We start from the raw sequence: 20,595 nt of genomic DNA, 5'->3' as shown, positions 1-20,595 counted from the left end.
CCTAGTTGTCCTGGCCGAGGCGCTTGTTCATCTCGTCCTCGACCGAGGCGGCGGCGTCCGCGGGCGACTTCCCCTTGAGTACGGCGGTCATATACGACTTGACCGGGTTGGGCGCGTTCTCGACCGCCGCCCATTCGGGGATCAGCGGGGTGGTGCCGCCGGTCGCGACGGCGGGGGCGGCGGCCTCGGCGGCGGCATTGCCCTTCAACCGGTCCTGGAGCGACTCCTTGTTGGGGATCACCCCGCCCTCCTTGGCGAGTTGCCCCTCGAAGGTGTCATTCAGCGCGATCTTCAGGAATTCCTTGGCCAGTTCCTGCTTCTCGCTGCCCGCGGCGACGGCCAGGTTGGAGCCGCCGAGGAAGACGCCCTCCGGCTTGGCGGAGGTCTCACCGGGGATGGTGAAGTAGCCGATGTCCTTCTCGATCCTGGGGTTGGCCTTGACGGCGATGGCCGCCTCCCAGCCCATACCGATGAAGGCACCGGTCCTGCCCTTGGCGAAGACCTCGCCCTGCTGCGGGGTGGCCTCGTCCTTGTTCTTGGGCGCCTCGCTGAAGGACTGGTACTGCTTGTAGATGTCCATGGCCTTGGCGACCTTGGCGTCGGCGAGGTTGGAGACCCAGCGGCCGCCCTCCTTCCTCACCAGGTCGGCACCGGCGCCGATGGTCAGCCCGTCGAAGAAGTACCAGTTCTGGCCGGGGAGGTAGAGCGGTTCGGCATCGGTCTTCTCGCGGATGGTGTCCAGGTCCCGGAAGAACTCCGAGCGGCTCTTCGGCGTGCCCTTCAGCCCCGCGTCGGCCCAGATCCGCTTGTTGTAGAGGACGACGCGGCTGGCCGCGTACCAGGGGGCGGCGTACTGCTTGCCGTCGTACACCGCGGACTTGTTGAGCGACGGGGACCAGTCGGCGCCGATCGACTTCTTGAGGTCGCCCAGTTCGGCGAGGCCACCGGTACGGGCGTAGGAGGGGGTCTGGGTGTTGCCGATCTCCAGGACGTCCGGCGGATCGGACTCCGACAGGGCGGTGGTCACCTTCTGCTGGATGCCGTTCCACTGCTGGATCTCCAGCTTCAGCGTGGCGCCGGTCTTCTTCTCAAAAGCGGCCTTGACATCCTTCGTCCAGCCGTCCGGGGTGGATCCGTCCATCGCCCAGACGGTCAGCGTCTGGCCCTTGAAACCGTCCGCTCCGGCCTTGTTGTCGTCGTCGCCGGACCCACAGGCCGCGACGCTCACCAGCATTGCCGCGACACCCGTCGCCGCTATGAGCCCACGCTTCACAGCACTCTCCTCAAAGGACCGGATGAGGGGTTTAATGGTTTAGACCAGTGCCCGCAGCTTGGCCTAGACCTTTGGGGGTGTCAAGGGTGTATAAGAGTCGCCAACGGCTCCGTTATCGGACCGACATCTGTCGACATCCGGCCCGAGCCACCGCCCGAGCGCGGGACCGTGCCACGATGTGAGCCGCTGAATTCGGAGGAGCCGGTGACGGCAGCAGATCAGGAGTCGGAAGGGCGCGCGATGGAGACCGAGGGGGTTACGGCCACGGCCACCACACCCGCGGCCGAGAGCGGCAACAACTCCGGGGGGACCCGCACCGCGCGGGTGCCGAAGTACTACCGGCTCAAGCGGCATCTGCTGGAGATGACCGAGACGCTGCCACCGGGCACCCCGGTCCCCCCGGAGCGGACCCTGGCCGCCGAGTTCGACACCTCCCGCACCACCGTGCGCCAGGCCCTCCAGGAGCTGGTGGTCGAAGGGCGGCTGGAGCGGATCCAGGGCAAGGGCACCTTCGTGGCCAAGCCCAAGGTCTCCCAGGCCCTCCAACTGACCTCCTACACCGAGGACATGAAGGCCCAGGGGCTGGAACCCACCTCCCAGCTGCTGGACATCGGCTATGTGACCGCCGACGACCGGCTCGCCGGGCTGCTGGACATCGCCACCGGCGGCCGGGTGCTGCGCATCGAGCGGCTGCGGCTGGCCAGCGGTGAGCCGATGGCGATCGAGACCACCCATCTGTCGGCCAAGCGCTTCCCCGCGCTCCGTCGCAGCCTGGTGAAGTACACCTCGCTCTACACCGCCCTGGCCGAGGTCTACGACGTCCACCTGGCCGAGGCCGAGGAGACCATCGAGACCTCGCTCGCCACCCCGCGCGAGGCCGGGCTGCTGGGCACCGACGTCGGACTGCCGATGCTGATGCTCTCGCGGCACTCCCTGGACGCCGCCGGGGAGCCGGTGGAGTGGGTGCGGTCGGTCTACCGCGGGGACCGCTACAAATTCGTGGCCCGCCTCCAGCGCCCGCGCGGCTGAGCCGCCCCCCGGGCCGTCGCCGGCGGCCCGGGACGGCCCGGCCCGCGCCCGAGCAGTGGACGAGTCGTGGACGAGGCCACTTCTTTCTCATACCGATATACGGACGGGTAGTGACGACTGCCGGGCCGCGGGCTTAGATTTCCTGCTCACTACGTACAAGATCAGCGTGGGCGATCAGCCACAAGCGATCAGCCGCAGACGCAGGTGATGAGCCGAGGGGACGGGAGCCCGCCACCATGTCCGACACGTCAGCTTCACCCGGTTCATCCGGCAGGAGACCGGTGGTCACACCCACCCGCGTGGTGGCCGCCTTCTGCTTGATCGTGCCCTTCGTGGCCATGCTCTGGGTCGGCTCGTACGCCAAGGTCGAGCCCGACTTCATCGGCATCCCGTTCTTCTACTGGTACCAGATGCTCTGGGTGCCGATCTCCGCCGTGCTGACCTCGGTCGCCTATGTGATCGTCCGGCGTGAGCAGCGGGCCCGCAAGGAAGGCGGGTCGGCATGAACAACGGTGTGAACGGCGTCGCCCTCGCCGTCTTCCTGTTCTTCTTCGTGGCCGTCACGGTCATGGGCTTCCTGGCCGCGCGCTGGCGGGCCGCGGAGAACGCGAACAACCTCGACGAGTGGGGTCTCGGCGGCCGCAGCTTCGGCACCTGGATCACCTGGTTCCTGCTCGGCGGCGACCTCTACACCGCGTACACCTTCGTGGCCGTCCCGGCGGCGATCTACGCGGCCGGCGCCTCCGGGTTCTTCGCGGTGCCGTACACCATCCTCGTCTACCCGCTGATCTTCACCTTCCTGCCCCGGCTGTGGTCGGTGTCGCATAAGCACGGGTACGTCACCACCTCGGACTTCGTCCGCGGCCGGTTCGGCTCCAAGGGACTGTCCCTGGCCGTCGCGGTCACCGGCATCCTCGCCACCATGCCGTATATCGCCCTCCAGCTCGTCGGCATCCAGGCGGTGCTGGACGTGATGGGCGTCGGCGGCGGCGAGAACACCAACTGGTTCATCAAGGACCTGCCGCTGCTGATCGCCTTCGGTGTGCTCGCGGCGTACACCTACTCCTCCGGGCTGCGCGCCCCCGCGCTGATCGCCTTCGTCAAGGACGCCCTGATCTACATCGTCATCGCGGTGGCGATCATCTACATCCCGATCAAGCTGGGCGGCTTCGACGACATCTTCGCGAAGGCGGGCGCCGCCCTCTCCAAGGAGAACCCGGCCACCGGACTCCCACGCGGGGCGCTGGCCAGCGGGGAGAAACAGCAATGGGCCTACGCGACGCTGGCGCTGGGCTCAGCGCTCGCGCTGTTCATGTATCCGCACTCGATCACCGCGACGCTCTCCAGCCGCAGCCGTGAGGTGATCCGCCGTAACACCACCATCCTGCCGCTGTACTCCCTGATGCTCGGACTGCTGGCGCTGCTGGGCTTCATGGCCATCGCGGCCGGGGTGAAGGTGGACAACGGCCAGCTCGCCATTCCGCAGCTGTTCGAGGACATGTTCCCGGACTGGTTCACGGGCGTGGCCTTCGCCGCCATCGGCATCGGCGCGCTGGTCCCGGCGGCCATCATGTCGATCGCCGCGGCGAACCTGTTCACCCGCAACATCTACAAGGACTTCCTCAAACCGGACGCCACGCCCGAGCAGGAGACCAAGGTCTCCAAGCTGGTCTCGCTGATGGTGAAGGTCGGCGCGCTGATCTTCGTCCTGGGGATGGACAAGACCGTCGCGATCAACTTCCAGCTGCTGGGCGGTATCTGGATCCTCCAGACCTTCCCGGCCCTGGTGGGCGGGTTGTTCACCCGCTGGTTCCACCGCTGGGCGCTGCTGGCGGGCTGGGCGGTCGGCATGCTCTACGGCACGATCGCGGCGTACGGCGTGGCCAGCCCCACCCAGAAGCACTTCGGCGGCAGCCAGAAGGAGATCCCGGGCATCGGCGAGATCGGCTACATCGGTCTCACCGCGTTCGTCCTCAACGTGGTGGTCACCGTGGTCCTGACGGTGGTCCTGCGGGCGGTGAAGGCGCCGGACGGCGTGGACGAGACCTCTCCGTCCGACTACACCGCGGACGCGGGCGACCCGGGCGTCGAGACCGAGCTGCCCCCGGCGACGGCGGGCGCCCCCGGCGGACACTGACCCTCTCCCCCGTCCCCACGGACCGCCGCCTCCCTCCCCGGGAGGCGGCGGTCCTTTTGTGCGCGGGGCCGCCGTGCGACCTGCGGGATGCCACGCGGCCGTCCGGGGCCGCCGATCGGCCGTGCGCTGCGCACCGCGCGGCTGCGGGAGGACATCACAGGGCTGCGCGAGGCCGTCACCGGGCCGGGACGCCATGCGGGATCCGACGAGGCCGTGCGAGCCCCTGTCACGCGGCCGCACGCGGCGTCGTGCGGCGCGTCAGTGCAGCAGCTTCAGGCCCACCACACCGGCGACGATCAGCAGCAGACAGAGGATGCGCGCGGCGCTCACCGGATCGCCGAGGGCGGCCATACCGTAACCGGCCGTCCCCACCGCCCCGATCGCGACCCACACCGCGTAGCCGGTGCCCAGCGGCACCGAGCGCATCGCGTACGACAGACCGGCCATGCTCAGCACGGCCGCGACGGCGAACAGCGCGCTGGGGCGTACGCGGCTGAATCCGTGCGACGCGGCGAGCGCCGCCGCCCAGACCGTCTCCAGAAGACCGGAAACCACCAGAATGACCCATGCCATGACAGACCTCACGCAGTAGCGACTTCGCTGACTGCGCCGTCTTGTCCTGACCGGGTACGACGCGCTCGTCCGGGGGCCCCGCGGGGGGGCATCCACCTTCCATTGTCCCCGCACCGGGGGGCCGGGCGGCGGTGAGGTCGGGCACACTGCCGACATGGACATCACGGTGCGGCGCGCACGGGACAAGGAACTGGACGAGGTCGGCGAGATGACCGCGGCGGTCTATCTCGACGACGACCTGCTCGACTTCGGGGCCGAGGACCCGTATCTGAACGATCTGCGGAACGCCCGGCAGCGGGCCGAGGAGTCCGAGGTGCTGGTCGCCGTGGACGCCGCGGACGGCCCCGGCGGGAAGGTGCTGGGGGCGCTGGCCTTCGGCGCGTACGGGGCGCCGTACGCGCAGCGGGCCCGGGCCGGTGAGGGCGAGTTCCGGATGCTCGCGGTGCGGCCGGAGGCCCGGCGGCGCGGGGTGGCGGAGGCGCTGGTGCGGGCGTGTCTGGACAGGGCGCGGGAGCTGGGACTCCACGGGATCGTGATATCCAGCCACCCGAAGATGACAGACGCCCACCGGCTCTACGGACGGCTGGGCTTCGTCCGCGCCCAGGAGCGGGACTGGGAGCCGATACCGGGGATGGCGATCTGGGCGTTCACGGTGGCGGTGTAACGGTGGCGGTGCGGGCGGGCGGGCCACGCGGCGCGGGGTGACGGGCCGGGGTCAGCCCAGCCAGCCGCGGTCGCGCAGGGCGGCGGTGAAGGCGGCGTAGGAGTCCTCCAGCGCCGCGCGCTCCTTCTCCACCGGCTCGACCTCCCGCCCGGTGCGGACCATCGCGGCGGCGGCCGTGGCGAGGTCGGGGTGGAGGGTGCCGGAGGCGGCCAGCAGGGCGGCGCCGAAGGCGGTCTCGGCGTGGTCGGCCACGCGCAGCGGACGGCCGAGGACGGTGGCGCGGATCCGGGTCCACAGCGGGCTGCGGCTGCCGCCGCCCGCCGCCCACAGCGGTCCCTCGACCGCCACGCCCAGCTGACGCACCCGGTCCAGCGCCAGCCGCTCCAGGAAGGCGACGCCCTCCAGCGCGGCGCGGTGGCCGTCGGCGTCGTCCTCCGGGGTGCCGCGCACGAAGCCGCGGGCGGCGCCGCTGACGAACGGGAAGCGCTCGCCCTCGCGGCGCAGCGGATAGGCGATCACCGAGGACGGGCCGCGGTCGGCGGCGGCCCGGTCGAGGGCGGGCAGCCGGTCGGCCGGGACATGGGCCAGCGCCTCACCGCCGGTGTTGGAGGCGCCGCCGGGCAGCCACCAGCCGTCGGGGTGGCGGTGGCTGTAGAGGGCTCCGGAGGCGTCGGTGACCAGGTCGCGGGTGACGCCCTTGAGGACGTAGGTGGTGCCCAGGATCCCGGCGAACTGGCCAGGCCGCACCGCGCCGGTGGCGAGCTGCCCGGCGCAGCCGTCGGTCATCCCGAGCCGCACCGCGCATCCGGCGGGCAGTCCGGTCTCGGCCGCTGCCGCCGGGCAGACGGTGCCGACGGCGGTGGCGGGTGCCTGGACCGGCGGCAGCCAGTCGCCGGGGACGCCCAGGGCGGTCAGCACCTCCCCCGGCCAGCTGCCCTCACGCGGGTCGTAGCCGCTTTTGAGCGCATGGCTCCAGTCGGTGGCCACCGGCCCGCCGGTCAGCCGGTGGCCGATGAGATCGGGGGTGTGGACGATGCCCCGCGCGCGACCGCTGCCCGGCCCGGCTTCCTCGGCCAGCCAGGCGATCCGGCCGAGGGCGGCGGTCGGGCCGACGGAGAGGCCGAGCGCGCGCCAGCGGTCGGCGCCGAGCTGCTGGGCGCGGGCGTTGAGCGCGGCGCCGCGCCGGTCGTCGTACATCAGGGCCGGACCGGTCGGCTCCCCCGCGCCGTCCACGGGGGCGATCGTGCCGGAGGTGGCCGAGGTGGCGACGGCCACCACTTCCCGGCCGCCCGCGGGGAGCGCCGCGGTGGCCTGCCGCAGGGCCGCGGCGACCGCGGGCCACCAGGACCCGGCGGGCTGTTCGCTGTGGCCGCCGGGGCCGCGGTGCGGTGTCGGCAGGGCCGCGCGGCCCTCCGCCCGTACCCGGCCGTCCGCGCCGACGCACACCACCCGTACCGCCGCCGTGGCGATGTCGATCCCGGCGACGGCCTCACCCATCACATCACGCATACCGTTAAATTAACATGCGGCATGTGATCTCGAGTGGGTCAGCCGCCGGTTCCCGCCAACCGGACGTCGGTACGCTCCCGCAACTCCGTGACGAGCGACGGCTCGACCGCGTCATCCACCACCAGATGGTCGAAGTCCTCGACCGGGCACAGCCGGTGGAGCGCGGTCCGCTTGGTCTTGGAGGCGTCCATCAGCAGCACCTTGCGGCGCCCGGCGGCCAGCATCGCCCGCTTGACCATCACCACGTCCTGCTCCTGGTGGTAGGTGGTGCGGGCGTCCATGGCCGAGGTGGACACCAGCACCATGTCCACCGACAGCGCCTCGATGGCCTCCGCGCACGGCACCCCGAGGAAGGAGTCATGGGTGTGCGAGTACTCCCCGCCGAGCCCGATCAGCCGCGTCTGCTCCACCCCGGCGAACACCTCGACCACCCGGCGCGCGTTGGTCACCACGGTCAGCGGAGCGGCCGCGACCAGCAGCCGGGCCAGCGCGAGCGCGCTGGTGGAGTCGTCCAGCATCACCGACATCCCCGGCTCGACCAGCTCCGCGGCGGCGGCCGCGACCGCCTCCTTCTCGGCCCGGTTGACGCCCATCCGGTAGTCCAGGCTGGATTCGAAGACCGACGAGGGCAGTGCGGAGACCCCGCCGCGGAACTTCCGCACCACCCCGAGCCGGGCCAGTTCGTCGAGGTCCCGGTGGACCGTCATCAGGCTGACACCGGTCAGCTCGGCCAGCTCCGCGGCGGTGGCGGTGGCGCGTTCGAGCACATACTCGGTGATGGTCTGCCTGCGGGCGTCCTGGGAGCGGGCGGCGCCGCCGGGGGTGCCGGTGGAGGTCATAGCGGGGATTCTCCCGTACCGCCCGCGGGGCCGTGCCCGGTGGGGACGTTCAGGGAGCGCAGCGCCGTACGGCCGCCGGTCAGCTCGATCTCGGTCACCGCCGCGTTGTCCAGCCGCGGGAAGACCTCGCGGTAGCGGCCGGGCCGGATCCCGAGCAGGGCGCACAGCGCGGTGCGCAGCAGCGTGTTGTGGGCGACGACGAGCACCGTGCGCCCGGGGTGCGCGGTGGCGAGGGCGCGCAGGGCCGCGGCGGCGCGCTCCCCGGCCGCGCCGGGCGGCTCCGAGCCGGGGAAGGCGCCGGTCTCGGCGTCCGCGCGGAACGCCCGCACCCGGGCCGGGTCCTCGGCCTCCATCTCGGCGATGGTGCGGCCCTCGCCCCAGCCGAAGTCGACCTCGCGCAGTGCCTCGACGACCTCGGGCACAAGGCCCAGCGCCTCGGCCGCGGGGGCCGCGGTGAGCCGGGCGCGGCTGAGCGGGGAGCAGGCGACCGCGTCCACCCCGCGCTCCCCGGCCCAGCGGGCGAGCGCCGCGGCCTGGCGGTGGCCGCGCTCGGTGAGGGCCACATCCGAGATTCCGGCGTAGCGGTTCTCCGCGTGCCAGACGGTCTCGCCGTGGCGTACGAGGAGCAGTCGGGTGGTCATTCCGGGGGCCTCCCACGCGTCGGCCATTGCCTGATCAAGTCTGGGATGTTAAATCTAGCATCGTTCATGTGATGTATTACCGAAGGAAGGCCCCTATGCGCGTCCTCGCCGCCGGAGACCACTTCGTCACCCCCCGGCTGATCGCCACCGCCCTCCACGACCGGCTCGGCCCCGAAGGCCCGGATGCCCCGGACCACGCGGTCGGACTGGAGATCGCCGAGCTGACCCTGCCCTGGCCGCACGAGCCGTTCGGCCCGGTGGCCGGGGTGACCGAGGCCAGCGGCACCGAGGAGGGGCTCATCGAGGCGCTGACGGGCGCCGAGGTGTGTGTGACGCAGATGGCGCCCTTCACCGAGCGGGTCTTCGCCGCCCGCCCCGGGCTGCGTCTGGTCGCCGTCTCACGCGGCGGCCCGGTCAACGTCGACCTGGCCGCCGCCACCCGCGCGGGGGTCGCCGTCAGCTTCGCCCCCGGCCGTAACGCCGCCGCGGCCGCCGAGTTCGCGATCGGCATGATGCTGGCCGCGATGCGCCGGATCCCCGCGGCCGACGCCGAACTGCGCGGCGGGCGCTGGCGCGGGGACCTCTACGCGTACGAGGAGGCCGGAACCGAGCTGGCCGGCGCCACCGTCGGGCTGGTGGGATACGGGGCCATCGGCCGGATCGTCGCCCGCGTCCTGCGCGCCTTCGGCGCCCGCGTCCTGGTCGCGGATCCCTACACGGATCCGGACGCGGTACGCGCCGACGGCGTCGAACCGGTCGGCCTGGACGAACTCCTCGACCGCAGCGAGGTGGTGAGCCTGCACGCCCGGCTGACCCCCGAGACCCGCCAGCTGATGGACGCCGGGCGGATCGCGCGGATGAGACCCGGCGCCGTCCTGGTCAACACCGCGCGCGGCGGACTGCTGGACTACGCCCCGCTGCCCGACGCGCTGCGCGAAGGACGGCTGGGCGCGCTGGCGCTGGACGTGTACGACATCGAACCGCCGCCCGCCGACTGGCCGTTGCACTCCGCGCCGAACGTCGTCACCACCCCGCACCTGGCCGGGGCCACCCGGCAGACCGCGCACCGCGCGGCGGCCATCACCGCCGCCGAGGTCGCCCGGTACGCCCGCGGCGAGCGGCTCGCCCACCCCGCCCTCCCCGCCAACCTCGATGCCACGGAGGCCCGTACGCCATGAGCACCGCGCGGGTGATGATCGGAGTCGATATCGGCACCTCGGTCACCAAGGCCGTGGCCTTCGGCCGGGACGGGCGGGCGATCGCCTCCGCGAGCCGCCCCAGCCGCCTGGACCGGCGGCCCGGCGGCCGGGTCGAACAGGACCTGGAGGATGTGCTGCGCACCGTCGCCGAGGTGTGCCGGGAGGTCGCCGCCGCCCTTCCCGCACCCCCCGTCGCACTCGCCCTGACCGGCCAGGGGGACGGTCTGTGGCTACGGGACGCGGCGGGCCGGGCGGTGCGTCCGCCGATCTCATGGATGGACGGCAGGGCGGGCGGGACGGTGGCCCGCTGGCGCGCGGACGGCACCCTGCGCGCGCTGTGGGCGCGCACCGGCTCGGGGGTGTTCCCCGGCTGCCACGCCCCGCTGCTGGCCTGGCTCGCCGAGCACGAACCGCGGTCGCTGGAGCGGGCCGAGGTCGCGGGCTACTGCGTGGACGCGGTCGCCCAGCGGCTGACCGGGGTGATCGGCGTGGACGCCTCCGACGCCTCGCTGCCGTTCCTCGACGTCACCACCCGCCGCTATGTCCAAGACGCGCTGGAGATGTGCGGAATCGCCGCGTACGCACGGCTGTTGCCGGAGCCCGCCGCGCCCGGGGCACTCGCCCCGCTGCACGAGGAGGGCGCCCGGCTGCTCGGACTCCCTGCCGGACTCCCCGTCAGCGCGGGCCCCTACGACCTGCCCGCCTGTGCCATCGGCAGCGGGGTGCGGGAGCTCGGCGACGGTCTGCTGATCGTGGGCACCACACTGGCCTGTCAGGTCCTCACCGACGACGCGCGGTTCGACCCGGCCGCCGACCCGGCCGGCATGTGGCTGTGCACCCCCGACCCCACACGCTGGCTGCGCGCCATGCCCGCGATGGTCGGCACCGCGGCCCTGGAATGGGCGCTGGAGTTCACCGGGGCCACCACCGCCGACCTGGACGCGATACTCGGCAGCAGCCCGCCCGGCGCGCGCGGGGTGACCGCGCTGCCGTTCCTGTCCGGCGCGGGCGAGCGGGCGCCGTTCGTCGAACCCGGCGCCCGGGGACGGCTCGACGGGCTCACCCTCGCCTCGACCCGCGCCGACGCGGTCCGCGCGGTCTGCGAGTCGATCGCCTACGCCGCCCGTCACTGCCTGGAGGCGGCCGGGCTCTCCGCGAGCCTCGCGCTGTGCGGCGGCGGCACCCGGTCCCGGGCCTGGACCCAGCTGTTCGCCGACGTCCTCGGCCGTCCGGTGCGCATCCCGGACGAACCCGAAGTGGGGGCGCGCGGCGCGGTCGCGGTCGCCTGGGAGTGCCTCGGCGAGCCGGTCGACGCGGAGCGCTGGCAGGCCGACGCGCGCACCGTCACACCGGGTCCGGACCGCCGTGAGACCTTCGAACGCGGCTACGCCGACTACCGTTCCCAGCTGGCCCGAGCCCTTGCCGGATGGCGGGAGAAGGCCCCGGAACAGCGGGGGGAAGCGACCCCGCAATAGCACATACGTGGGAAACTCTCCTGTGGACGACACAAGATGTGGGGGCGCGTGCGTCGGCCGACACAAGATGTATGCTCGTGCTCGCTGTCGACGCAGGGGAATCCGGTGGGAATCCGGAACTGTCCCGCAACGGTGTACGTGTGCGCATTTGTGTACCCGTGAGTCCGATGACCTGCCGACGGCCGTCTGAACACGTCCGGGCCTCGCGGGTTGGGCCGTTGGACGCTGCGCGGTGTGCGTTCGTACGGTAGTGCGGATTCGCCATGCCCGTACGCGGCCATCGCTCCTCCCTCCTGGCCCCAGCCGAGCGAGGGAGAACACTTCAGTGACCATCGCGCCCGCCGATCCGGTTTCAGAGGCAGCGGCTTCCCAGGCAGCGGCCGACGCGCCCGGTACCGCCCTGTTGCGGACCCTCACCGGGCTCACCGCCGACCTGCCCGCCACCGACCCCGGCAAGGTCGCGGCCGCCGCCCTGCGCGGCCGCCATCCGGGCTCGGACGAGGCGGAGTTGCGTACCCTCGCGACCGAGGCGGCGGCCGGGCTGATCGCGGAGGAGCCGGAGTACTCCCGGCTGGCCGCGCGGCTGCTGGCCCTGGCGATCACCGAAGAGGCGGCCGGGCAGGGCGCGCTCTCCTTCTCGGCCTCGGTCGCGGTGGGCCACCGCGAAGGGCTGATCGCCGACTCCACCGCCGAGTTCGTCACCGCCCACGCCGCCCGGCTGGACGCCCTGGTGGACCGGGCGCTGGCGGACGGCGCCGACAACCGCTTCGGCTACTTCGGACTGCGCACCCTGTACAGCCGCTATCTGCTGCGCCACCCGACCACCCGTCAGGTGATCGAGACCCCGCAGCACTTCCTGCTCCGGGTCGCCTGCGGGCTGGCCGAGAACCTCAGCGAGCGGGCCGTGGACGAGGTCGCCGAGCTGTACCGGCTCACCAGCACCCTGTCGTACCTGCCCAGCTCCCCCACGCTGTTCAACTCCGGCACCCGGCATCCGCAGATGTCCTCGTGCTATCTGCTGGACTCGCCGCTGGACGAGCTGGACTCGATCTACAACCGCTACCACCAGGTCGCGCGGCTGTCGAAGCACGCGGGCGGTATCGGGCTCTCGTACTCCCGTATCCGGGCCCGCGGTTCGCTGATCCGCGGCACCAACGGGCACTCCAACGGCATCGTGCCGTTCCTGCGCACGCTGGACGCCTCGGTGGCCGCGGTCAACCAGGGCGGCCGGCGCAAGGGCGCGGCCTGTGTCTACCTGGAGACCTGGCACGCGGATATCGAGGAGTTCCTGGAGCTGCGGGACAACACCGGTGAGGAAGCCCGCCGCACCCACAACCTCAACATCGCCCACTGGATCCCGGACGAGTTCATGCGCCGGGTCGAGGCGGACGCCGACTGGTCGCTGTTCTCCCCGGCCGACGCGCCGCAGCTGGTGGACCTGTGGGGCGAGGAGTTCGACGCCGCGTACCGCCGGGCCGAGGCCGAGGGCCGTGCGGTCAAGCAGGTCCCGGCGCGCCAGCTCTACTCCCGGATGATGCGCACCCTGGCGCAGACCGGCAACGGCTGGATGACCTTCAAGGACGCCGCCAACCGCACCGCCAACCAGACCGCCGAGCCCGGCAAGGTCGTCCACTCCTCCAACCTCTGCACCGAGATCCTGGAGGTCACCGACGACGGCGAGACCGCCGTGTGCAACCTCGGGTCGGTCAACCTCGCCGCCCACCTGGGCAAGGGCGCGGACGGGCAGGAGGCGATGGACTGGGAGCGGCTGGACGCCACCGTCCGCACCGCCGTGACCTTCCTCGACCGTGTGGTGGACATCAACTTCTACCCCACCGACGAGGCCGGGGCCTCCAACTCCCGCTGGCGGCCGGTGGGTCTGGGCCTGATGGGCCTCCAGGACGTACTCTTCCGGCTGCGGCTGCCCTTCGACTCCCCCGAGGCGAAGGAGCTCTCCACCCGGATCTCCGAGCGCATCATGCTCGCCGCGTACGAGGCCTCCTGTGACCTCGCCGAGCGCCACGGACCGCATCCGGCCTGGTCCGCGACGCGCACCGCACGCGGTGTGCTGCACCCCGACCACTACACGGACGCGGTGGCCACCTGGCCGGAGCGCTGGGAAGCGCTGCGGAAGCGGATGGCCACGTCCGGGATGCGCAACTCGCTGCTGCTGGCCATCGCGCCGACCGCGACCATCGCCTCGATCGCCGGTGTCTATGAGTGCATCGAGCCGCAGGTCTCCAACCTCTTCAAGCGCGAAACCCTCAGCGGGGAGTTCCTCCAGGTCAACTCCTACCTGGTGGACGATCTGAAGAAGCTGGGCGTCTGGGACGCGCAGACCCGCGAGGCGCTGCGCGAGGCCAACGGCTCGGTCCAGGACTTCTCCTGGGTGCCCGCCGACATCCGGGCGCTGTACCGCACCGCGTGGGAGGTTCCGCAGCGCGCCCTGATCGACATGGCCGCGGCCCGTACCCCGTACCTCGACCAGAGCCAGTCGCTGAACCTGTTCATGGCCGCGCCGACCATCGGCAAGCTCAGCTCGATGTACGCGTACGCCTGGAAGCGGGGCATCAAGACCACGTACTACCTGCGTTCGCGCCCGGCGACCCGGATCGCGCAGTCGGCACGCGGTGGCGCGGCCGCCGCCACCATCCCCGTCCAGCAGGCACCCGCCGACGAGGACGCCGTCGCCTGCTCCCTGGAAAACCCCGAGTCCTGCGAGGCCTGCCAGTAATGCCCACCGCATCCGAGATGACCACGGCGAACACCTCGCCCGACCGTCCGAAGAACCTGCTCGACCCCGGCTTCGAGCTGACCCTCCGGCCGATGCGGTACCCGGACTTCTACGACCGCTACCGCGACGCGATCAAGAACACCTGGACGGTGGAGGAGGTCGATCTCCACTCGGACGTGGCCGACCTCGCCAAGCTCTCCCCGGGCGAGCAGCACCTGATCGGCCGTCTGGTCGCCTTCTTCGCGACCGGCGACTCGATCGTGGCCAACAACCTGGTGCTCACGCTCTACAAGCACATCAACTCCCCCGAGGCGCGGCTGTATCTGTCGCGGCAGCTCTTCGAGGAGGCCGTGCACGTCCAGTTCTATCTGACGCTGCTGGACACCTACCTGCCCGACCCGGACGACCGCGCCGCGGCGTTCGCCGCCGTGGAGAACATCCCCTCCATCCGGGAGAAGGCGGAGTTCTGCTTCCGCTGGATGGACTCGGTGGAGAAGCTGGACCAGTTGGAGACCAGGGCCCACCGGCGCCGCTTCCTGCTCAACCTGATCTGCTTCGCGGCCTGCATCGAGGGGCTGTTCTTCTACGGCGCCTTCGCCTACGTCTACTGGTTCCGCTCCCGCGGGCTGCTGCACGGCCTGGCGACCGGCACCAACTGGGTGTTCCGCGACGAGTCGATGCATATGGAGTTCGCCTTCTCAGTCGTGGACACCGTCCGCCGGGAGGAGCCCGACCTCTTCGACGACGAGCTCGAGCAGCAGGTCACCGAGATGCTCAAGGAAGCCGTCGAGGCGGAGCTCCAGTTCGCCCGTGACCTGTGCGGGGACGGGCTGCCGGGGATGAACACCGCCTCGATGAAGGAGTACCTCCAGTGTGTGGCCGACCAGCGTCTCCAGCGCCTCGGCTTCCCCACGGTCTTCGGCTCGGAGAACCCCTTCTCCTTCATGGAGCTCCAGAACGTCCAGGAGCTGACCAACTTCTTCGAGCGGCGCGCCTCGGCGTACCAGGTCGCCGTCGAGGGTTCGGTCTCCTTCGACGACGACTTCTGACCGGCTGACCGGCTGACCGGCTGACCGCCAGCGCACGCGCACACACCACGGGCCGGACCTCCTCGCGGGGGTCCGGCCCGTGGTGCCGGGTGAAGAAGCGCTCAGCCGTTGGGCACGGTCTCGTAGCGCGGGGTGCCCTCGGCCATCTGCCGCAGCACGTCCTTACGGTCGCGCTTGGAGAGCCGGTCGATGTAGAGGCGGCCGTAGAGATGGTCGGTCTCATGCTGGAGACAGCGCGCGAAGTAGCCGGTGCCGCGCACCGCGATCGGCTTGCCCTCGGTGTCCTGGCCGCGGACCACGGCGACATCCGGCCGGGCCAGCTCGGCGTAGGCGCCGGGGACCGACAGACAGCCCTCGTTGGAGTCGTCCAGCACCCGGCTCTCGGCGGGCAGCTCATCCAGCACCGGGTTGCAGACCACGCCCACATGCCGGACGCCCTCGTCGTCCATGCAGTCGTAGACGAAGACCTTCAGGCCGACGCCGATCTGGTTGGCGGCCAGGCCCACGCCCTCCGCCGCCCGCTGGCTGGCGAACATGTCGTCCACCAGCCGCCCCAGGTCGTCACCGAACTCCGTGACGTCCTCGCATTCGCGGTGCAGCACCGGATTGCCGACGACGGTGATCGGGCGGGCGGTGCCGCGCTCGCGGTGGGCCCGCTCGCGCTCCTCGCAGCCTTCTGTGTCCACGATGAACTCGCCGTCCACCTGCTGTTCAGTCCCTTGCTGCGACATCGTCCGCCGTACGCCTTCCGTCAACCCTGATGCGTCGCCCTACAGGGTACGGCCCGCCCGGAGTGACACCGGCGTCAGCAGTGTCCTTACCAGCCATCGGAGCGGCCGTACGGACCCCGCGGGCGCGCCTACGGGTGCCTTGCGGAGCGCCTTACGGGCGTCAGCAGACCTCTTCCAGATCCCGCCACTCACGGGTGTCCGGGCTGTCGGCGACCCAGCCGTCCAGCAGCCCCCGCACCAGCCCGCCCGGCGCCGCGATCCCGCATTCGCGCTCGGCGACCCACAGCGAGCCCGAGCCCGCCGTACGGTGTCCCAGCGGCCCGGGGTGGCCCGGCTCACTGTGGTCATGGGGATCCAGGTGCTCGCCCTCGCCCTCGTCGCTGGGCATCCGGCTCTCCGAGCAGGAGCGGCACAGCAGCCGCACCGAGGACGACCAGTCCTCGGCGGCGAAGCCCGCGTCCGCCGCGAGCCGCTCCAGGGCGTCCCGGTCGGCCTCGGAGGCCGCCTCCAGCAGCACCACCCAGGTCGGCACCGGGGACGGGGCCCACAGCTCGATCTCGTCGAAGACGGGGTAGGCCGGGCCCGCGGAGGTCACCCGCTCACCGTGCGGAACGCCGTCGTGCAGCACCACCTCGCCCCAGCGCCGCCCGGAGGACGGCAGCGGGATGGACAGCACCTCGATCCGGGCCGGGTCCAGCCTGCGGCCCCAGACCACCTCGGCCTCGCCCTCCGGCGACAGCCGCACCGCCGCGCTGCCCAGCTCCATGCCCAGCGGCTCACCGGACGCGGACGCCTCCCCGGGCACCTTCAGCCCGTACGCCTGCCAGGCGCGGCGGGCCAGCGGCCAGTCCTGGAGGGCGGTGGCGGCGATGCCGACGTTCCACCAGTCGGGAGCGCCGGTCTCCCGGTCCAGCAGTGCGACCGCGCGCAGCCCGGCGGCGCGGGCCTGCTCCCAGTCGTGCCGGAACTTGTGCAGCAGGGCGAGATTGAACCAGGACTCCGACAGCCACGGCTCCAGGTCGGCGGCGCGGGTCAGCAGCGCTCCCGCGTCCTCGTACCGGCCGTCGCCGATAAGCGTGAACGCACGGTCCGTGGCCTGCCGCCATGAGGCGGACGGCCGGTGCCGTACCTTGCCGAAGATCTTCACGATTCCCGCCTGCCGGTATCGAAGTGGTCCCGTACCAGATGCCTTCGCGGACGGCGTCGCCCTCCCTGGAAGACAACCTGCCACACATTGGCGGACATCTCAGCCCGGCCCCTCTCACTCCGGCCGGGACACGATGCCCACCACACCTCCTTGCCACCGGCCATCGGCCCGACACCCCTCTCCTCGCATCCAACCATGCCTCTTGGGAGACCCGCTCATTACCCGTGAGTTCTCAACGGGGACCGGCCGTGGACCGGCCGGGACAGCACTCTGGCCAGCGCCTCGACCACCGCCGGGTCGAAGTCACGGGCCGTGGCCAGCCGCAGCCGCTCCAGGGCGTGCAGCGGGGCTGCTCCCGCGGTGCCCGCCGGTCCGTCCACCCCGGCCGCCGGGACCGCCGCCAGCTCGGTGTACGCGTTCACCGCGCGCACGATACGCGCGGTGAGCGGCTGGTCCCGGTACGGGTCGGCCTGCCGCTCGACGATCACCGCCACCTCGGCGGGTACCCCGGTCTGGCGCACCACAGCCCCGCCCAGCAGCGCGATTCTGCGCTGTTCCGCCCCGGGCAGCGGTTCGGTGGCCCCGGCGGGGACCGGGTCCAGCAGTGAGAGCTGCCCGATGTCGTGCATCAGCGCCGCGTACTCCAGCACGGTCAGCGCCGGTTCGAACAGCCCCAGCTCACGGCCGACGGCCCGGCTGAGCTCGGCGACCTTACGGGCATGGCCGGCCGGGGTGTACCCGGCTATCTCGGTCGAGCGGGCCAGTGAGGCGATGGTCTGCCGGTAGGTGGCCCGTATGCCCGCGTAGCGGCGGAACGCGTACTGGATCAGCAGCAGGGGCACCGACAGCACCGGAAGCGCCCCCAGCCCGGCCACGGCGACCGCGAGCACCATCACCACCCCGGTGGCGCAGATCGCCGAGCCCACCCCGGGCAGTGCCCACAGCTCGTCGCGGAGCAGCGGGACGTACGGCCAGCCGGTGCGGGCGCGGGTCACCGCGGCGGCCAGTACGGCGTCGCACAGCGCGGTCAGGGCCAGCAATGCGAGCAAGTAGCCGACCAGCGGCGGCCCCTGACCGAACCAGGAGGACAACCGGCCGGTGTGGTGCAGCGGTTGGAAGCAGGTGGCGGCGAACGCGACGGTGAGCACCCGGCGGGCGGTGTGTCCGGGGTCGGCCGGACGGCCCAGCACCAGCCGCGGCACCATGCCCACCAGCGACGCGGCCACGACGACGGTGACGACCTGGAGGACGCCGTGGGTGGTGGGCTCCCCGCCGATGTTTCCCAGCAGGGCGTAGCCGAGGGCGCCCGCGGCGGCCACCGGCGCGGGCTCACCGCGCTGTTCATGCGCGCTGCCGCGGCGCGGGAGCGCGGGCGGACCATCGGCGCACCGGATGGCCTCCCCGACGGCGATGAGCATCCCGAAGGCGAGCGCCGCCTCCGGCTCGCGCACCCCGTGCCACTCGGTCCAGCCGAGCGCGACGACGGCGAGCGCCCCGGCGGCGCCGTACACCCCGGCCACGGTGAGCGCGCCGGTCCGGCGCCCGCTGTCGGCGGTCCCCCGGGTCCGGCTCCGCCGCAGCCGCCCCACCGCCCGGCCGTGCCGTCCGGCGAGCCGCTCGAGGGGGTCGGTGAGCCACCGTGCGGTGCCGGACCGCCGCCGGGCGGTCGGGTCCGCCGCGGGGCCCGGCGTACCGGTTCCGCCCGTGGGGTCGGCCGGGCCGGTCGGTCCGGGCAGCCGCCCGGCACCCCGCGCCCCGGTCGTGGCCCCCGTCCCGGTCGTTCCTTGCCTCCCGGTCGTGGCCCCCGTCCCGGGAAGGTCCACCGGGACCGGCGCCGGAGGCCGGTCCGGCCGTCTCTCCGGGCCCGGCGCTCCGGATGGTCCCGGGGCGCCGGACGCCCCTGGCGGGCTCGCCGGTCCCGGTGCGGCGGGCGGGGTGTCCGGACGGGGCGGCCGGGCGCCCGGCGGACCCGCGCGGCGTGCCCGGCCGCGCGCGATGCGTTCGGCGGCGCTCTCGTCGCGAGCGCGGCGCTCCTCGGCCGGGTCGCGCCCGGCGCTCATGGCGCACCGTCCGTGGTGTCCGGGCGGCGCGCCGGGGCGGACCGGCCGGGGGCCGCCGCCCCGGCGGGTTCGGGAAGGGCACGCGGCATATCTGCCGGAGCGTTTCCTCGCTCCTCACCGGCGGCGTCCGCCGTGACGGCGGCGTGCCAGCCGTGCCGGTCCAGGGCACGGGCCAGGGCCCGCACCATCCGCGGGTCGAAATGCGAACCCGCGCACCGCTTGAGCTCCTCGACCGCGGTGGCCACCGGCCGCCCCCGCCGGTACGTACGCGTCGAGGTCATCGCGTCGAAGGCGTCGGCGACCGCGACCACCCGGGCGAACTCCGGGATCTCCATCCCGACGAGCCCGTACGGATAGCCGGAGCCGTCCAGCCGTTCATGGTGGTGGAGGATGGCCGCGCGCGCCTCGCCCAGGAAGCCGATGCCGCGGACCATCTCATGGCCGTACTCCGGGTGCAGCTCGATGATCCGGCGCTCGTCGGGGGTCAGCGGCCCGTTCTTGCGCAGGATCCGGGTGGGGACGCCCAGCTTCCCCACGTCGTGGAGGATGCCCGCGATCCGCAGCGCCTCCAGCCGGTCGCCCCGCATGCCCAGCTCGCGGGCGATCATCGCCGAGGCGCGGCCGACGCGTTCGCTGTGGCCCCGGGTGTAGCGGTCCTTGATGTCGACGGCCTGGACGAGGGAGCGGATGGTGGCCTGGTGGGCGGCGCGCTCCCGGTGGTACAGCGCGAAGACGCAGGCCGAGACGTACATCGGCAGCAGCACCAGCAGGGCCGCCGCCGGTCCGTAGGGGCTGTGCCAGAGCACCGCCATGGCCAGCCCCGCGGGTCCGTGCACCAGATGCGGGACGAGCGAGCCGAGGATCCGGCCGCGCCAGGCGGCGCGGGGGGCGTGGCGCTCGGCGCTGACCAGTACGCCGCACTCCAGGGCGATCACGGCCAGGCAGAGCACCAGCGCGCTGACGGTCGCGATGGCGAGGGCGGACGGGAAGCCGGGGGCGTCCGGCGCCCGGACCGCGTCGAGCGCCGCCCGTCCGCCGAGCGCGGCGAACGTCCGTCCGGCGGCCCAGACGGCCACGGCGAGCTGCGCCGCGTGCCAGAGGCGGCGTACCGCGGCCGGACGGCGTTCGACCGGTGCGAGCAGCGCGCCGGGCACGGCGACCAGCGCGGCCGCGGCGGGCGGCAGCAGAAAAGCCCCGGCCAGAAGCACGGGGCTGTACCACTCCGGCCAGGGGGCCCGGGTCCCGCGGGCCCCCGCCGCGTAGACCGCGGCGAGCAGGACGACCGCGTCCCAGGGGACGGCGGCCTGGGGCCGGAGGACGGGGGCGGCGCACAGCGCGGCGGCGAGCACGGCGCACAGGACATAGACGCGCGCCCCGAGAGGAAGTGCCCGCACGGCGCCCTCCTCCCGATCCAGGTCCGCCCTGCGCCCCTCACGGGCGGGCGGGTCAGATTCGGGAGGATAGAGCCGCGAGCGGCGGGGACGACCGGGCGAGTCGCCCGATTGCACACCTTCGGGTGATGATCGGACCACTGG

17 protein-coding genes and 2 riboswitches are annotated in these 20,595 nt (G+C 72.7%); of the genes, 8 read left to right on the top strand and 9 right to left on the bottom strand.

All coding sequences use genetic code 11. The annotated features are described in order from the left end of the window. Position 1: 1 nt before the first annotated feature. Positions 2-1,273 carry an extracellular solute-binding protein gene (locus AB0C66_RS03675; protein ID WP_362432322.1) on the bottom strand — a complete coding sequence of 424 codons (1,272 nt, stop codon included), beginning with the start codon at positions 1,271-1,273 and terminating at the stop codon, positions 2-4. A 240-nt stretch (positions 1,274-1,513) separates the two neighbouring features. Here AB0C66_RS03675 and AB0C66_RS03670 point away from each other — a divergent pair, with 240 nt between their 5' ends. The 3 genes from AB0C66_RS03670 to mctP all read left to right on the top strand — a co-directional run bounded on the left by AB0C66_RS03670 (position 1,514) and on the right by mctP (position 4,439). After that, positions 1,514-2,302: a GntR family transcriptional regulator gene (locus tag AB0C66_RS03670; RefSeq protein WP_362433357.1), complete on the top strand. Its 789-nt coding sequence runs from the start codon at positions 1,514-1,516 to the stop codon at positions 2,300-2,302. Between the two features lie 236 nt (positions 2,303-2,538). After that, entirely contained in the window at positions 2,539-2,808 is a 270-nt protein-coding gene (locus AB0C66_RS03665; RefSeq protein ID WP_362432320.1) for a DUF3311 domain-containing protein, read from the top strand. After that, positions 2,805-4,439 (top strand): monocarboxylate uptake permease MctP, encoded by a 1,635-nt coding sequence (gene mctP / locus AB0C66_RS03660; protein WP_362432318.1) that lies wholly within the window; start codon positions 2,805-2,807, stop codon positions 4,437-4,439. The genes AB0C66_RS03665 and mctP overlap by 4 nt, the downstream gene beginning before the upstream one ends. Positions 4,440-4,697: 258 nt before the next feature. Here mctP and AB0C66_RS03655 read toward each other — a convergent pair whose 3' ends face one another. Further along, entirely contained in the window at positions 4,698-5,012 is a 315-nt protein-coding gene (locus AB0C66_RS03655) for an SMR family transporter (protein WP_362432315.1), read from the bottom strand. A 30-nt stretch (positions 5,013-5,042) separates the two neighbouring features. Continuing rightward, a riboswitch (guanidine-III (ykkC-III) riboswitch) is annotated at positions 5,043-5,107 on the bottom strand. 59 nt (positions 5,108-5,166) lie between these two features. On the opposite strand from AB0C66_RS03655, the gene AB0C66_RS03650 reads away from it, so the two are divergent. Then, positions 5,167-5,676, top strand: coding sequence for a GNAT family N-acetyltransferase (locus AB0C66_RS03650; RefSeq protein ID WP_362432313.1), 510 nt, complete (start codon positions 5,167-5,169; stop codon positions 5,674-5,676). Between the two features lie 51 nt (positions 5,677-5,727). On the opposite strand, the gene AB0C66_RS03645 is transcribed toward AB0C66_RS03650, so the two are convergent. The 3 genes from AB0C66_RS03645 to AB0C66_RS03635 are packed head-to-tail and all read right to left on the bottom strand — an operon-like array spanning position 5,728 to position 8,665. Next, the gene (locus tag AB0C66_RS03645) at positions 5,728-7,185 is read right to left on the bottom strand and encodes an FGGY family carbohydrate kinase (RefSeq protein WP_362432311.1); all 1,458 of its coding nucleotides are present in this window, start codon (positions 7,183-7,185) and stop codon (positions 5,728-5,730) included. Positions 7,186-7,223: 38 nt separating this feature from the next. Continuing rightward, positions 7,224-8,024, bottom strand: a complete 801-nt coding sequence (locus tag AB0C66_RS03640) for a DeoR/GlpR family DNA-binding transcription regulator (protein ID WP_362432308.1) — start codon at positions 8,022-8,024, stop codon at positions 7,224-7,226. Continuing rightward, positions 8,021-8,665, bottom strand: coding sequence for a histidine phosphatase family protein (locus AB0C66_RS03635; protein WP_362432306.1), 645 nt, complete (start codon positions 8,663-8,665; stop codon positions 8,021-8,023). The genes AB0C66_RS03640 and AB0C66_RS03635 overlap by 4 nt, the downstream gene beginning before the upstream one ends. A gap of 95 nt (positions 8,666-8,760) precedes the next feature. On the opposite strand from AB0C66_RS03635, the gene AB0C66_RS03630 reads away from it, so the two are divergent. From AB0C66_RS03630 to AB0C66_RS03615, 4 genes are all read left to right on the top strand, one after another. Beyond that, positions 8,761-9,843, top strand: coding sequence for a 2-hydroxyacid dehydrogenase (locus AB0C66_RS03630; protein WP_362432304.1), 1,083 nt, complete (start codon positions 8,761-8,763; stop codon positions 9,841-9,843). After that, positions 9,840-11,339 carry an FGGY-family carbohydrate kinase gene (locus AB0C66_RS03625; RefSeq protein ID WP_362432301.1) on the top strand — a complete coding sequence of 500 codons (1,500 nt, stop codon included), beginning with the start codon at positions 9,840-9,842 and terminating at the stop codon, positions 11,337-11,339. Before AB0C66_RS03630 ends, AB0C66_RS03625 begins: the two co-directional genes overlap by 4 nt. 54 nt (positions 11,340-11,393) lie before the next feature. Continuing rightward, a riboswitch (cobalamin riboswitch) is annotated at positions 11,394-11,534 on the top strand. Between the two features lie 130 nt (positions 11,535-11,664). Further along, on the top strand, positions 11,665-14,073 hold the full coding sequence (locus tag AB0C66_RS03620; protein WP_362432299.1) for a ribonucleoside-diphosphate reductase subunit alpha: 2,409 nt from the start codon (positions 11,665-11,667) through the stop codon (positions 14,071-14,073). A 17-nt stretch (positions 14,074-14,090) separates the two neighbouring features. After that, positions 14,091-15,122, top strand: a complete 1,032-nt coding sequence (locus AB0C66_RS03615) for a ribonucleotide-diphosphate reductase subunit beta (RefSeq protein WP_362432297.1) — start codon at positions 14,091-14,093, stop codon at positions 15,120-15,122. Between the two features lie 101 nt (positions 15,123-15,223). Here the strand turns inward: AB0C66_RS03615 and def are convergent, their stop codons facing one another. The 4 genes from def to AB0C66_RS03595 form a co-directional block, all read right to left on the bottom strand. Beyond that, on the bottom strand, positions 15,224-15,853 hold the full coding sequence (gene def / locus AB0C66_RS03610; protein WP_362432294.1) for a peptide deformylase: 630 nt from the start codon (positions 15,851-15,853) through the stop codon (positions 15,224-15,226). A gap of 160 nt (positions 15,854-16,013) precedes the next feature. Further along, positions 16,014-17,000: a hypothetical protein gene (locus tag AB0C66_RS03605; RefSeq protein ID WP_362432292.1), complete on the bottom strand. Its 987-nt coding sequence runs from the start codon at positions 16,998-17,000 to the stop codon at positions 16,014-16,016. A gap of 218 nt (positions 17,001-17,218) precedes the next feature. Further along, positions 17,219-18,511 (bottom strand): HD domain-containing protein, encoded by a 1,293-nt coding sequence (locus AB0C66_RS03600; RefSeq protein WP_362433355.1) that lies wholly within the window; start codon positions 18,509-18,511, stop codon positions 17,219-17,221. A gap of 545 nt (positions 18,512-19,056) precedes the next feature. Then, positions 19,057-20,454, bottom strand: coding sequence for an HD-GYP domain-containing protein (locus AB0C66_RS03595; RefSeq protein WP_362432290.1), 1,398 nt, complete (start codon positions 20,452-20,454; stop codon positions 19,057-19,059). Between the last annotated feature and the right edge of the window lie 141 nt (positions 20,455-20,595).

The organism is Streptomyces sp. NPDC048636 (assembly GCF_040650655.1).
In the GTDB taxonomy this organism is placed as follows: Bacteria; Actinomycetota; Actinomycetes; order Streptomycetales; family Streptomycetaceae; genus Streptomyces.
The sequence above is the reverse complement of the archived record's forward strand: the minus strand, read 5'-3'. Positions and strand labels throughout refer to the sequence as shown.